General features: G+C 32.7%; 11 protein-coding genes and 2 pseudogenes. 5 read left to right on the top strand and 8 right to left on the bottom strand.

All coding sequences use genetic code 11. The features are described from left to right. The first annotated feature begins 370 nt into the window (after positions 1-370). Positions 371-1,324, top strand: a complete 954-nt coding sequence (locus IGB25_RS00160) for a Fic family protein (protein ID WP_211065647.1) — start codon at positions 371-373, stop codon at positions 1,322-1,324. 244 nt (positions 1,325-1,568) lie between these two features. Here IGB25_RS00160 and IGB25_RS00155 read toward each other — a convergent pair whose 3' ends face one another. Next, positions 1,569-2,192: a hypothetical protein gene (locus IGB25_RS00155; protein WP_211065646.1), complete on the bottom strand. Its 624-nt coding sequence runs from the start codon at positions 2,190-2,192 to the stop codon at positions 1,569-1,571. A gap of 121 nt (positions 2,193-2,313) precedes the next feature. Between IGB25_RS00155 and IGB25_RS00150 the strand changes: the two genes are divergently transcribed. The 4 genes from IGB25_RS00150 (at position 2,314) to IGB25_RS00135 (ending at position 6,164) form a co-directional block, all read left to right on the top strand. Further along, entirely contained in the window at positions 2,314-3,213 is a 900-nt protein-coding gene (locus IGB25_RS00150) for a YafY family protein (RefSeq protein WP_211065645.1), read from the top strand. A 28-nt stretch (positions 3,214-3,241) separates the two neighbouring features. Beyond that, the gene (locus IGB25_RS00145) at positions 3,242-5,260 is read left to right on the top strand and encodes a hypothetical protein (RefSeq protein WP_211065644.1); all 2,019 of its coding nucleotides are present in this window, start codon (positions 3,242-3,244) and stop codon (positions 5,258-5,260) included. Positions 5,261-5,295: 35 nt separating this feature from the next. Then, a complete protein-coding gene (locus tag IGB25_RS00140; protein WP_211065643.1) occupies positions 5,296-5,700 on the top strand; it encodes a PD-(D/E)XK nuclease family protein in 405 nt (134 codons plus the stop codon). Between the two features lie 134 nt (positions 5,701-5,834). Further along, a complete protein-coding gene (locus IGB25_RS00135; RefSeq protein ID WP_211065642.1) occupies positions 5,835-6,164 on the top strand; it encodes a hypothetical protein in 330 nt (109 codons plus the stop codon). A gap of 147 nt (positions 6,165-6,311) precedes the next feature. On the opposite strand, the pseudogene IGB25_RS00130 reads toward IGB25_RS00135, so the two are convergent. From IGB25_RS00130 to IGB25_RS00095, 7 genes and pseudogenes are all read right to left on the bottom strand, one after another. After that, positions 6,312-9,449 (bottom strand): annotated as a pseudogene (locus tag IGB25_RS00130) (type I restriction endonuclease subunit R). Between the two features lie 32 nt (positions 9,450-9,481). Further along, complete coding sequence (locus tag IGB25_RS14555) at positions 9,482-10,375, bottom strand: transposase (protein ID WP_247653549.1); 894 nt, start codon at positions 10,373-10,375, stop codon at positions 9,482-9,484. Further along, positions 10,350-10,883: pseudogene (locus IGB25_RS15285) on the bottom strand (DUF6557 family protein). The gene IGB25_RS14555 and the pseudogene IGB25_RS15285 overlap by 26 nt, the downstream one beginning before the upstream one ends. A gap of 51 nt (positions 10,884-10,934) precedes the next feature. After that, positions 10,935-12,122: a restriction endonuclease subunit S gene (locus IGB25_RS00110; protein ID WP_211065639.1), complete on the bottom strand. Its 1,188-nt coding sequence runs from the start codon at positions 12,120-12,122 to the stop codon at positions 10,935-10,937. Then, positions 12,119-13,186, bottom strand: a complete 1,068-nt coding sequence (locus IGB25_RS00105; RefSeq protein ID WP_211065638.1) for a YhcG family protein — start codon at positions 13,184-13,186, stop codon at positions 12,119-12,121. Before IGB25_RS00105 ends, IGB25_RS00110 begins: the two co-directional genes overlap by 4 nt. Then, positions 13,173-14,732 (bottom strand): class I SAM-dependent DNA methyltransferase, encoded by a 1,560-nt coding sequence (locus IGB25_RS00100; protein WP_211065637.1) that lies wholly within the window; start codon positions 14,730-14,732, stop codon positions 13,173-13,175. The genes IGB25_RS00105 and IGB25_RS00100 overlap by 14 nt, the downstream gene beginning before the upstream one ends. Before the next feature lie 75 nt (positions 14,733-14,807). Next, positions 14,808-15,290, bottom strand: coding sequence for a hypothetical protein (locus IGB25_RS00095; RefSeq protein WP_211065636.1), 483 nt, complete (start codon positions 15,288-15,290; stop codon positions 14,808-14,810). Positions 15,291-15,440 lie beyond the last annotated feature (150 nt).

The raw sequence follows: 15,440 nt of genomic DNA, 5'->3' as shown, positions 1-15,440 counted from the left end.
CGCATTATCAGAACTTCACTTTGTGCTAGTTCTTGTCTGCTTAGATTTAGGCTATATAGGTGCTATCACCTGTATTCCTAAATGAATTTAGACGTGATAATCCGTTCCGCCTTTCCTTATTTGTGAGACCATCCATAATATCTGTTTATGGCTCGTTTCCTGCTATCCCTCATAGACTCATAGAAACTTTAGTCCCTCGGCTAACGTAAAATGAGTAAATTTGGATTGAAAATTGAAATGCTGAATAAAATATAAATAACTGATTTATAGTGATATAATTTTACGTTAGTCAGAATTAAAAAATTCCGTTTCATAAGATAATTCAGATCAATGATTGTATCTTTGATAGTATCAAATGATAGTATCAAAAATGAAACCACCTTACGAAATAACACCTTCTATTTTAAAGTTAATAACTTCTATTTCGGAAAAAATAGGAGAAATAAATGCTAATTTATTAAATAAACCGTCACCTAAATTAAGAAAGCAGAATAGAATCAAAACTATTCATTCTTCTTTAAAAATAGAAGGAAATACACTTACTGAAGAACAAATAACAGCACTTTTAGAAAACAAAAAAGTTATTGGTCCTAAAAAAGATGTTCTTGAAGTATTAAATGCAATCAAAATCTATGAGAATTTAGAAGAATACAAACCATCTAATGAAAAATCCTTTTTAAAAGCACACAAAAACTTTATGGAAGGATTAATTGAAGATTCAGGAAAATATAGAACTCAAAGTGTCGGAATTGTAAAAGGTTCAAAAGTTGAGCATTTTGCACCACCTTTTGGAAATGTTCCCTACTTTATGAAAGAACTTTTTGAATATTTAAAAAAGTCTGATGAAATTGAATTAATTAAAAGTTGTGTTTTTCATTACGAAATGGGATTTATTCATCCATTTTTGGATGGAAATGGCAGAATGGGAAGATTATGGCAGACTTTGATATTAATGGAAAAATATCCAATTTTTGAGTTTTTGCCTTTTGAAACTTTAATAAATAAAGACCAAGAGAAATATTATAAAGCTTTGGCTGAATCGGATAAATCTGGGAAATCGACTAAGTTTATTGAATATATGCTAAATGTAATTGACATCTCAATTAGTGAATTATTAGATTTTAATAATCGAACGCTAAACGAAAAAGACAGATTAGAATATTTTGTTTCGTTGAACAAAGCTGAATTTACAAGAAAAGATTATATGGATATTTTTAAAGACATTTCTTCAGCCACAGCAAGTAGAGATTTAAAAAAAGGAGTTGAATTAGGCTTATTTGGAAAAATAGGAAATAAAAATAAAACAATTTACCGTTTAAAATAACTGGGCACAACAGCGTATATAGAGTTTCCTCAGAAAATCAGAATTCAAAGTTATAAATATCGGATTTGCTATAAATAGAATGGCTCAAATTCAACTGTGAGTTAGCTCTGGCTTTTTCTCTTGGTATTACTGAAATTTAGTGGTTTACAGAAGAATGAGGATATCCTAATTATAAATAGGTTTTAACTTTAAATCGAATTGCCGTTAGCATTACTGTTTTGCGTATTCAAAAAATCTGAGGTTTTTAATATCTCAACAACCAACTCAACCCGTACTTTTGAGATTTTAATACAACTTGATGAGGTTTAATTGTAATATCACCCCAGAGCTCTTGCCCAAGATAAGAAGGTCTAAAACTTTCATAGTGCTGTTTAGCGTAACATTCAATATCCAAAACCTTTTCCTTGTCTTTATAAATATTGACAACTAAAAAGTAAAACTTAATATCAAGATCATTCAAATTTTTAAATAATCTTTTCATTAATTTAGGTTTGAAGTTCTCACTATTGACAATAATAAAGTTTACATCTCCTGGAATATTTTTAAGTTTAATATTTTCACAGTCATTAATAACAAATCTGCTTGGGTTTTCAACCAGACTATTTTTACAGATATAGTTATAAATTGAAGCCTTCACATTGTGTTGCTCTACAACCATTACTTTTTTTGACTTTACAATTTGACTGAGCCATATTGCTGTACGAATTGGTGCATGCCCTATTTGTCCTGAAAGGAATTGAATGGTATTAGGTTCAAAATAATTGAGGATATTCTTATTATCCAGACCAATTGAAAAGCAACTCAAAAACAATTGAAAGTCTTGATGAATTACTTTGTCAAGGTTTAAATTATTGGTGTTTTTATTCATAACTAAAGGATTTCTGACAAACCTATTTAGAAACTTAGCCAAAAGATGTCATCTGAAAAAAAAATTACACCGTCATGTTTTGTCGTAGTCTATATTTACTTTTACAGAAAATTAAGAACGTATGGCAAAAACAGAACCCATAATACGCTACAATCTGATTATTAAAAAATTGCGACGAAAATCTTGTGATTTTGATGAAATCGCTGATTATTTAGCTTTAGAATCAGAGCTACAAGGCTTAAATCTCCAGGTTTCAAAACGCACTTTCCAGCGAGATCTTAAAGCGATTTACACAATCTATAATATAGATATTCAATTTGATTTTTCAAGCAGGGCTTATTTTATTGATTTTGAACAACAGCCTGAGCTCAACAATCGTTTACTTGAAGCTTTTGATACGTTTAACGCCTTAAGTATTTCTGAAAGATTGTCTAAAAACATTCAATTTGAACAAAGACAAGCACAAGGCACTCAATATTTACATGATTTTCTCAATGCCATAAAAAATAAAGTTTTTATTGAGTTTAATCATCAAAAATTTTGGGATACCAATTCAGAAACAAGAAAGGTTCAACCTCTTGCACTCAAGGAGTTTAAAAGTAGGTGGTATGTCATAGCCAAAGACACTAAAGACGGTAAAATCAAAAGTTTTGGTCTTGATCGTATCACCAATCCAAAATCAACAAATCAAAAATTTGAGGAGCCAGAGAGTTTTGATGTCAATGCTTACTATAAACATTCATTTGGTATCATCGGCAGTAACGGTCTAAAGCCTCAAGAAATCATCCTGTCTTTTCACGAATATCAAGGTAAATATATTAAGACACTACCCTTACATCACTCACAAGAAATTATAAGCGATAATTCAAAGGAATTAATCGTCAAACTAAAACTGATTATTACTTACGATTTTATTATGGAGTTGATGTCAATGGGTGAAAATGTAAAAGTCATCAAACCCCAATCTTTGATTAAAACCCTAAAAACAAAAGCACAAAAGATTTTAAACCATTACAATTAAATATAAGCAAGCCTAAAACCGCATACTTATGAATTTCAAACATCTTCAGCAAAAAACAAATAAACTTAATCATATAAAAACCATCCTAAAACAAGAGTTTTTTGGTATTGATAAAGCAATAGACCAAATTATTGAAAGTATGCAACCTTGGTATTTATTTAATGAAACCCAAACACATCCATTAATTGTAAATCTGTGGGGATTAACAGGCACGGGGAAAACCGCTTTAGTCAAGCGATTAGTTAAGCTTTTAAACAAAGAACAGGCGTTTTTTCGTTTTGAAATGAATAGTGAAAAGCATAAAGATATAGATCGACAATTATCAGAAGCCATCGATGTTTATGAAAATGAAGATTATATTTTTTGTTTTGATGAATTTCAACATTTGAGAACACTCTATGATGACGGTACTGAAAAAGATGTTGATATGAAGTTTAATCTTTGGGATTTTCTTGATGTTGGGGAATTTGATATGAAGCTTCACATTAGAGATGTCAATGGCTATTTAAAATGGTATGAAACTTTACAAATATGGATTGAAAATGGATTTAAGCTTAAAAATGGTCGCATCTATTACGATGAACAACCTAAGAAACTTGAACAATATTTAAGGAATTTTTACAAGGATTTTAAGAGCAAATCTTATGAGTATGTTGACCGTGTAGAGCGACATAATCTTTATAAATTATTCCAAGATCAATTTGAGAATATTTTAGATTTTGAAACCTATTTCTTCCAGCTTGATGAAACTCAACTCTTAGGTATTCTTTATGAAGCTTCTAAAAGAAAACGTAAAACAGAAAAAGGTAATATGAGTAAATCACTCATATTTATAATTGGCAACCTTGACGAAGCCTATGAAATGAGTAGTGATTATAACCCAGACTTAAATGCTGATGCCTTTCGCAAGCAATCATTAGAAATTAAAATCCCAGAAATTAAAGAAGCATTGAAAAAACGTTTCAGAAACGAACAGATTTCCAGATTAGGCAATAATCATATCATATATCCAGCCTTAAATAAATCGGCTTATAGCAATATTATAGATAAACATTTTAAAAATCTTAAATATGATTTTCAATCAAACTACAACATCAAACTGAAATTTGCACCTTCGGTTAACCAAATGATTTATAATAATGGTGTTTATCCAACTCAAGGTGTAAGACCATTAAAAAGTAGTTTAAAAACTTTTATTGATGCTAATTTAGGGCAGATTTTAAGCTACTTGGTTTTAAAAAAGTTTAATGCAGATGAAATAAGAATCTCATATCATACAAATACGCTTCATATCATCTACATGAACCAAGAAAATTGTGTTGAAGAATTAGACTTAACAATTGATGCCTCATTAGATAACATAAGACAATCTACAAATAAAAACAAACAAGCTGTTACAGCTATCCATGAATCTGGACATGCTGTATTGAGCATTGTTTTATCAAACGAAATTCCAAAGCAGCTCACCTCAACAACAGCAAACACAAATAGCGATGGTTTTACCCATATAGATTTTGAGGATAAATTAATTGCTAAAAAAGACCTCATCAATTTAGCAAGAAGAGCATTAGGAGGCTTAGAAGCTGAACGTTTAATTTTTGGAGAAGACTTGATCTCGTTGGGCTCAAGCTCCGATTTAAAAAAAGTAACCAACCTTATTATAAAGTCTCTTTATGAAAATGCTATGGGTTCAAAATTAGGCTTTTATCACATTGAGTCTTTACAGAATAAATATGGTTTATATGAGCCTATTTCAGACTTGCAAAAAGAAGCTGAAGTAATCATACTAAAAGCACAAAAGTTAGCCCAAGACCTATTAAACAAAGAGAAAACGCTACTCTTAAATATGGCACAAAAACTTATAGAACATTCAAGCTTAGAATTTTCAGACATTAAAACTTTGATAGAAAAGCAAGCTAAAACCACGAGTTTAGATAGCATAGAAGCCAACTCTAAACTACACCCTCATTTGGAAAAGCTAAATTATCATATTAAAGAAATTACGGATAATGACGTAAAAAAAGCGGTAAATTTATTAGTTTTATAAAATATCAAATACTAACAATTTCAAAAATTATAATTATGAAACCAAACCTATTTAATTTCGCAACCTCAGAATTGTCTCAAGATGCTTTTATCGCTTGGTTAATCGCTTGGGCTGATAAAAAGCACAAAAACAGTAATGAAAAATTACATGAATTAGCAAAGTCCTTTGTAAAGCTTTTAATTCAAAAAGATGAAAATTTTGAAATTGAAAGTATAAAAGTAAAAAAACAATGGAAAAAAATTGATGTTTCTGCACTTGTCAACGATAGTATTTTTATCGTGATAGAAGACAAAACATACAGTAAAGCACATTCCAATCAATTAGAAAGATATCATAATATAGCTAAAAAACACTACAATAGTGATGTTGATATCAAACTCATCTATTATAAAATGATTGAACAAGGTAACTATAAACAAATTGATGGGCAATGCTTTTAAAACTAAAGATATTGCTTATGTGGAACAGATCAAACGCTAAAGGCGGATTTCTCGGGTTTGATTGGTCTTATCTTACAAAAACACTTGAATTGATGGGCAATGGGCTTATGTAGCACAAGGCGGATTTCTCGGGTTTGAGTCTTATCCAACAGTATTTTAAAAGCACAAAAGTCCAACAGTATTTACAATTAGAAGAAAATAAACTTGTTTTTAAACTCTATGTTAAAGACGGAACTAACAGAAAAAAGATAAGAGACCAATACAGAAAAGTATTGCTTAATGAAGCCAAAAAGAACCAAATCAACATCAAAAAATCTGGCAGATTAGGTAAGACAATGAGCATTGCCCATATAAAATCTGATTATAGAATTATAGACAGCAACAAAAGTTTAGATCTTGATAGTACTATTTCATATTTAACTAACATCGCTAAATTTCAAAAATCCTTAGTCAAACTATTTTGATCTTTGGTTTAAAGTCTCGGTAATTTCTTTAAAACTGTTCAATTTGGTTTTATCTTTTTTAAAATTTTGCAATAGTGCTATTAAAAACATTAATTATAAGCTTTAAAAAATCACACACAAAATTTAATATTAAAGAATGTCAGATAACTAACGATTAGCCTTAAAATTCTCTGCTTGTTCGAATATCTCTTCATAAACTTCATCCCTTTTGACTGGTGGATAATTGTGTTTATCAAGTAATAATATAAGTTCCACTTTTAAGGCTGATTTTATATCTTGACGTTTGCTCCAGTCTGGAAATTTTGCTTGTTCATCAACAAGTTGTTTTACTTCTTTAGCAAGCTCAATGAGTTTGTCTTTTGGATATGTGAAATCATATTTTTCACACAATAACAAAAGTATATCATAAAAGGCCTTTTCTTCAAAACCAATCCCCAGTTCATTGCCTGCTTGCATTTCTTCCTGAATTTGCATAATCATATCTGTAATTTGATTTGCCATATCTTCATATACCTCACTTTTCAGAACATCATTTTTATCTCTTTCATTATAGCGCTCTACTAAAACTTCCATCTTCTTTGAAAAGTCAACACCTTTAACTTTATTTACTTTTTTAATTTGGCTAATGGCCTATGACAACAGTTTTTGAAGGATCTTAATCTTGGTATTGGGTAACTTTATTTTATTGATTTTACTTAAGTAATCTTCGTCAAATATATTTTGTTCAGTCACTCCATCTTCACCCATTTTTAAGATTTCTTCTATGCCCTGACTTTGGAGTGCATTGGTAATCATTTCTTTCACCTTTTTATTCATTTGAGCAGTATCTGGTGCAGATCCTTTTGTCAATTTCGCAATAATAGAACGAACTGCGAGATAAAAATGTGTATAATATCTTTGTCTTTGTGTAAGTTTTTCACTTCCTGTACAAATATCATAAGTCGCTTTAAGTCTTTTGACTAAAGCCATAAATCTGTTTTCTGTGTCTTTAGATTGCTGAATAAATTCAACTGCCAGGTTTAAAGTATTCAGCTGAGCTAATGATGACCCAGTGAAATATGTCTGACTATCAAATTTGTGAAATAATTTGCTAAGTAAGTCCAAATGATTTTTGACTACGATTAAGGATTGATCTATGTCCTCAAAGTTTTTAGCAGCTGTATTCGAAAACATCGCTAAAGCAAGGTTCATCTGATTTTTAATCCCAATATAATCAACTACTAAACCTTTATTTTTTCCTTTAAATCTTCTGTTAACTCTTGAAATGGTCTGAATTAAACTGTGTTTTTGAATGGGCTTATCTATGTAAATAGTGTCTAAAAACGGTACATCAAAACCTGTTAACCACATATCAACTACTATAGCAATCTTAAAGTTTGATTTTTCATTTTTGAACTGCCTATCCAATTCTTTTTTATATTCTTTATTGCCGAGTAGATTGTACATTCCTTCTGGATCATCTTGATTTCTTGTCATAATCAGCTTGACACGTTCTATAGGTTTAATTTCTTTTTTCTCTCTCTCGGTTAGTGTTGCTCCTTTTTCTGCAGATAGCACTTCTCCCCACTCAGGTCTAAGTTTGAGTAAATTGAGATAAAAATGATAAGCAATATCTCTGGAACTACTCACAAACATAGCTTTACCTTTCACTGTAGAACCCTCAATTACTCTCTTTTCATAGTGTTCCACAAAGTCTTCTGCTAAGGCTTTTAGACGATCAGGATCTCCTAAAATAGTATTCATGTTGGCGGTTTGCTTTTTGCTCTTTTCAACCTGATACTCATTAGCACCTTCTTCTTCAGCAACTTTATAGTATTCTTCTATTTTAGCTAATTCAGTATTTTCTAAAGCAATTCTTGCGACTCTACCTTCATACACTATTTTTACGGTGATTTCGTCTTTGACTGACTCCGTCATAGTGTAAGCATCTACGACTTCGCCAAATACATCTAAGGTTGAGTCTATTGGTGTTCCTGTAAAACCAACATAAGTTGCATTTGGTAATGAATCGTGAAGATATTTTGCAAAGCCAAAAGTTTTCTTTACTCCATTTTGAGTAATTCTAATTTTTTGGTCTAAGTTGATTTGACTTCTATGTGCTTCGTCTGAAATACAGATGACGTTATTGCGTTCTGTTAATAAATCTGTATCCTCTGTGAATTTATGAATGGTAGTTAAGAATACACCACCACTTGCTCTATTCTGCATTAATTCTCTAAGCTCTGCTCTGCTTTCAACACTTTGTATATTATCATCTCCTATAAAGGTTTTGGCATTGGTAAACTGACCCGAAAGCTGTTCATCAAGATCTGTTCTGTCTGTGATTAAAACCAAGGTAGGATTCTCAAAAAAATCACTTTTCATAAGCAGTCTTGCCAAATATAGCATGGTGTAACTTTTTCCACTTCCAGTAGCTCCAAAATACGTTCCTCCCTTACCGTTACCCAAAGGCTTCTGTGCTTTTTTAATACTCTTAAACAATGATCTTACAGCATAATACTGTGGATAACGACAAACAATTTTTTCATCTTTTTTTGAAGAATCTGGTATATACACAAAGTTTTTAACGATGTCTATCAGTCTCCTTTGATTTAACATACCTTCTATCAAAGAATGTAAACTGTCTATTCCATCTACATCTTTTGTATTTATAGAGATTCTTCTCCAGGCATAATAATACTCATAAGCGACAAAGAAAGATCCTGACTTATTGTTTGCACCATCACTGATGACGCAAAACGAATTATATTTAAAAAGTTCTGGAATGTCCCTTTTATATCGAGTCGTTAGTTGTTTATAAGCATCGTGAATAGTTGTATCTTCCTCTATAGCAGTCTTAAACTCAAACACAACTAATGGAAAACCATTAACATAGATAATGCCATCGGGAATGCGTTTGTGATTCCCTGTGATTTCTAATTGAGTAATAAATTTGAAATTATTGTTTTCAATATTTTCAAAATCGACTAAGTAAATCCAAATGTCTTTTTGATTTCTATCTTCCCTTTTTAAACTAAAACCATCTGTTAAATACCTGGTAAATGTTTTGTTGCTTTCGTAAAGGTCTGAGCTTGGTAAAACCTTTAACTCTCTTATGATTTGCTCAATCTCTTGTTCGGTTATGTTTTGAACTTTGTATTTCTTGCTTAAAAACTCATGAATATCAGCTTCAATTAGAACATCCTCTTCATTTCGGGAAATGCTTGAACCCAATATATGTGGATAGCCTTGCTGTTGTAGCAAGTCTGCAATGGCTTGTTCTAATTTTGCTTCGGTAAATTTCATATTGCTCATTTATTTTTAAAGCTTGGTTTCCCCTAATCTTTCTTATTGAATTTATCTTCTTCCCATTTTTTGGGGTTGTTGATGATATAATTCGATATATTTTTATAAGCTTTTTTATTCCGAATAATATGTTCGTAATAATTACGCTGCCAGATTTTGAAATCTAAATTAATGATTTTTCTCGTTGCCGCCAGGGCGGGTTTTTCCGTTGGGGCGGAACCCGTTGGGGCGGAACCCGTTGGGGCGGAACCCGTTGGGGCGGAACCCGTTGGGGCGGAACCCGTTGGGGCGAATTGCAATTCGCCCCTATAATTTTCTTTTTTATCTCCCTCTTTTAATTCGCCCCTATAATTTTCTTTTTTATCTCCCTCTTTTAATTCGCCCCTATAATTTTCTTTTTTATCTCCCTCTTTTAATTCGCCCCTATAATTTTCTTTTTTATCTCCCTCTTTTAATTCGCCCCTATAATTTTCTTTTTTATCTCCCTCTTTTAATTCCCTTTTATAATCCTTTAAATTTGAATTTATAAAATCCTTAATCCTTTTTATCGTGGCTATTTTATAGCCACGAATAATGGATCCGATGCTTTGGGAAGGCGATTTGAATGCGCCTATTTCATTGGCTGTTTCTTTTTGAAATGTAATTTCTATGATGCCATGTATATGGTTGGGCATGATGATGTATTCATGAAGCGATACGTTATCTCTTATGTTTGCAGTGTTAAGCCATTCATGTTCGGCTATTTTTCCGAAAGCGTTTAAATGCATGTCGCCATTTTTAATTTCTCCAAAAATATGTTCTCGGTCTTGAATACAAAGCGTAATAAAGTACAATCCTTCCTGCGTGTAATCATATCCTTTTAAGCGGATAGATCTGCGGTGGTGATATTTAGGATTATAACTACTCATCCTCTTTATCATCTTCATTTTCTAAATCCTTCAAAAGCTCATCCAATGAAGTGGTGTTGGCTTTTTTTTCTTCATCGGTCATGTTTTTATAATCTTCTGAAATTTTATCGATGCGTTGCAGTTCTTCTTGAATTTCTTCTTCTTCAAAACCAACAAAGGTCATTTCATGCAGGCAATGGGCAATGATTTCTAATTCTGAAAAATCGGTAAAATTATCTGGGTGAATTTCCATACCTAGCCATTCTTTCCAGGGTGTAAATTCTATGGCATCAGGATATAATTTTCTTCTTTGCTTTGCGGATGCTGATATAATCCTGAAACATCAACGTATTCTTCTCCATCAAAATCATCTTTACAATTCTTCACCACAATGCTCATTTGTGAAGTCTGCAGCTGACATCAATAAAAGTTTTTCGTAAACCTCTCGGTATCCTGAACTATTCTTCGCTTCGTCAGGATATAAATCAAATAAAATAGCTTCAATGCTTAACCATGAATGTTGTTGTACGAGTGATTTAAAATTCATTTGCCTGTTTTTTTGGGTTTAAAAGATATGCTTAAACCTGTAATATTTTTATCATTCCATTTCCTTTTCAACTTCAACCTTACTCATCTTTGAAAGGAGCAAGTCTTTTAATTTTTCAAGTTTTTTTGTTTCTAAATTCTTATTAAACTTAAATATACCAGACATTTTTTTTTCAAAATCAGCTAATCTGATTTTAGGAAAAATTATTTTGAGTTGCTTTAAGTCTGTTTGAGTTAATAATGCTTGAACTCCACCTTTATTTAACTCATCATAATTCAGATATTTCAAAATAAAGTATGAGTAATATAAATATTTAGGTATAAAAACTAGTGTATTATCTGTAGGCCAAGATTTGCCATGCTCGATGAAAACTTTACCATGAGTTCCAACTCTTCCAATAATTATCACGGTACTTTCATATAAAAAAACATTTGTATAACAAGTAATTCCACCTGCACCATAAACCGGATATTTATCTCCAGATTTTGTTTTTAAAGTCTTTCCGCTTGTAATCTCTGTTATTTCTTGAAATTCAATTACTTCCCACCCCTTAGGAATCTCTTTATCCAATTCTTCATTATAAACCATTTTCCCACCAGAAGATTTATAAGGCTGACCCACTAATTCAGGAGACCCTGAAACGAGTTCAGGACAACTTTCCGCTGTAATAGGAAAGTTGAAATCCACAAACCACTCCTTATAAATCGCTTGTGCGGTTTCTTCTAGCTTTTGGTTGAGTTGTTCGTTGATGCGGATGCGGTTGTCCACGGCATTGTATTCGGCTACGATTTCGCGTTGTTTTTCGATGGGTGGGATGGGAAGTTTAAAGTTCATAAAATCTCCCCATTCTAAGCTTCCACGAACTCCACCAACGGCATGAAACGTGGCTTCTCTATCAAATTCTTTTCGTTTAAACCACATCATTAGATAATCAGGATTTAGAACTGACTCATCTTTTACTTTAAAAACTGGATATGCTTGAGAAATAATGGCTTTATCATGAGATTTTAGAATAGCAACAGGCATTTTTCCATCTCTACGAACCTGCATAATACTACATGCAAATTGATTTTTATGCACAATTTTATACCTCTTCATATTGGTGCCAATTGTATTGGCAACAGAAGGAATAAATTCTTTACTAATGCTTAGACCAAGTAAAATATCAATAGCCAAATCTTCATTTCGTTCATCGACTAACTCAATATAATCACCAAGTCGTTTATAGTTATTTTTCATTGCCCTGATTTTTGTTTAATCATGATTTTTTCGCGTTCTATTTCAGCTTCCAATTCTTCTTCTGTTGGTAGATAGGGCAGGTATTTGTTTGCAAAGAGCTGTTTATTTTCATTCAATACAGAGTATTTAACAATGGTTTCGTCTTTTTCGGTACAGAGTAAAATACCTATGGTGGGATTGTCGGTTTCGGTGGTTTCCAGATCGTCGAACATACGGACATACATATCCAATTGCCCGACATCTTGATGAGTGAGTTTGTTGGTTTTTAATTCTACAATCACAAAACACTTTAAAATATAGTTATAGAAGACCAAGTCGATAAAAAAATCGGTGGTTTCTGTTCGGATGTGTTTTTGTCTGGCAACAAAAGAAAAGCCTTTACCTAATTCCAACAAAAAGTCTTGCAAATTATCAATAAGGCTTTGTTCTAATTCGTTTTCTGTATAAGATTTACTAACCGGAAGATTCAAAAATTCTAGCACCGAAGGATTACGAATAAAGTCATCTGCTTGGGGTTTTATGTCAGCAGTTTCCTCATGCATTTCTTGTTCTACTTCATTTTTCTTTTGTGAAGAAATGAGACGTTGATAGTACAGCGTAGAAATGTTTCGGTCTAGTGTTCTTACAGACCAATTTTGCTCAGCGGCTTCATTGAGGTAATAGGCTCTAGCATCTTGATTTTCAACGCGTATTAGCCTTTCGTAATGAGACCAACTTAATTTAGCAGACAGCGTCTGCCAAATGGAATCACCAGAATTAACAGACGATGTCTGTTGAATTTTTAAATCACTGAATATCAGGTAAAACTTTCTGAAACTCTGTAAATTAGTCACAGAAAAGCCTTTGCCAAATTCAGCAGTTAATTCAGCCGAAAGCGTTTTGACTACTTCTTTTCCATAAGACGCTCTATCTTTTCCGTTTTGCTCTTCTTCAACTATACGTCTGCCTATGAGCCAGTAAGCTTCAATCATTGCAGCGTTTACAGCCGAATATGCTTGTTGCCTTGCCTTAGCGAGAATTTGTTTTATTTCGGTTATATAGTGATTAGATTTATCCAATTTCATAACCTAAACCTTTAAAAACTTTTAATAATTCAGCTTTGCTTTGTTCTTCTTGTTCCAGCAATTCACTAATTTCAGTTTGCAATACCTTCATTTTATCATCAAAATCAATGTTTTCATCTCTATTGATAAACTCAATATACTTGGAAGGTACTAGGGAGTAGTCTTTCTTTTCAATTTCAGCTTTGCTTGCTGCATAACAAAATTCGGGTTCGTCCTTATAATCAGTATGTTCTTCTTGCCAATTATGGTAGGTTTCGGAAATATGTTCTATTTGTTCTGGCGAAAACTGTATAAATTTCTTTTCTAATGGCACACCAATTTGGCGCAAGTCCATAAAAAGTATTTCATTTTCTCTATTTTTAAATTGTCTCGTTTTATCGGGTAATTTAAGACTACGGTCTTTTTTGTTTTTGTTTAAAATCCAAAGCGTTACACTGATGTTAGTGGTATAAAACATATTTTGTGGCAAAATCACAATGGCTTCTACCAAGTCGTTTTCAATGAGTTTTTTACGGATTTTATATTCTTCGCCACCGCCAGATAAAGCACCGTTGGTCAAGATAAATCCAGCAACACCATCTTCAGAAAGTTTGGCAACGATATTCAAAATCCAGGCATAATTGGCGTTGCTCACCGGTGGCACATCGTAACCTTGCCAACGTGGGTCGTCATTGAGTTCGTCTTTGCCACGCCAAGCCTTTTGGTTAAATGGCGGATTGGCCATGATAAAATCAGCTTTTAAATCTTTATGCTGGTCGTTGCCAAAGGTATCGGCGGCTTTGTCACCTAAGTTGGCATTGATCCCTCGAATGGCGAGATTCATTTTTGCCAATTTATAAGTCGTATTGGTGTATTCTTGTCCATAGATAGACACTTCTTTTTTATTGCCGTGATGGCTTTCAATAAACTTGATGGATTGCACGAACATACCACCCGAACCACAGGCAGGATCATAAATAATACCTCGATAAGGTTCTATCATTTCAGCAATCAAGTTAACGATGCTTTTGGGTGTATAAAACTCGCCTTTTCCTTTGCCTTCTTTTAAAGCAAACTTGGACAGGAAGTATTCATACACACGACCAACAATGTCTTGGTCAGCGTCTTTGAGTGTATCAATATCATTGATGTTATCGAGCAAAGTCGCCAACTTCGATTTATCTAATCCCAAACGTGAAAAATAATTATCGGGCAATGCACCACGTAAGGATGGATTGTTTTTTTCAATGTCGTGTAGGGCAGTGTCAATTTTTATCGCAATATCGTCTTGCTTCGCATTTTTGATGATGTAAGACCAACGGGAGTTTTCATTCAGGAAGAATACATTTTTCATATTGTAAAACTCCTTCATCTCCACATATTTCTCTTGGCCTTCAGCAGTGAGTTCTTGTTTGCGTTTTTCAAACTTATCGCTAGTGAATTTTAGAAATATTAGACCCAAGACAACATGTTTATATTCAGACGGTTCTATGGAACCACGAAGTTTATCACAGGACTGCCATAGGCTTTCTTCAATAGATTTTGGTTTTTTGGTTTTTTTAGCCATTTAGGGTTTCATTCTTTAATTAAACTCTAAAAATAGTAATCTTTTCTCTAACTAAATTTGATATCTCTCTTATTCCTAAGAATTCTTCTCCACAAACCCCTGATAAACCTCAGCCCGTTCGCGTTCTTGCTGGGCTTGGTTTCGATAAACTTTTACCAGATTTTGATGTTGTTGTTTTTGGCTGTTATAACTCGTCAAACCCATCAGTAATAAAACGGTGCGTGTGATAGGAAAAGTTAAGGTGACAACATCGATAATATTGGCAATAATAGCTTGTGTATTTTTCTTCTCGCCACCTTTTGCGTGTTTTGGAAACCACAACAGATGTAGTTTGAGGTATTCCCCAAAACTAAAAAATTCTTGTTGATCGGCCAGTTCTTGATATTGTTTTGCACGCTGCTCACAAGCCTTTATAGAGACTTCAAGGGTTTCAACAAAAACGGCTTTGGTCTTTTTAACAATTTCATTGAGTTGATCATAAACCTTAGCATCTTTATCTTCGGTAAAACTCATCACGTCGTCCACATCACTGACTTTGTGGTTAAAGCGTTTCAGCATATCAAAGAGTTGTTGGCTTTCTTCTATATCGAGATAACCATCATCTACAAAAGCACGAGCTTCATTTTTAATAACGATAAACGCTCCGCCGAGTTTAGAAATTAAAGTATTAGGTTTATAACCTGTTTTAAAATTTATGGCGCTGTCAAA

The organism is Flavobacterium sp. CS20, assembly GCF_018080005.1.
In the GTDB taxonomy this organism is placed as follows: Bacteria; Bacteroidota; Bacteroidia; order Flavobacteriales; family Flavobacteriaceae; genus Psychroflexus.
This window is presented reverse-complemented; position numbering and strand designations above follow the sequence as displayed.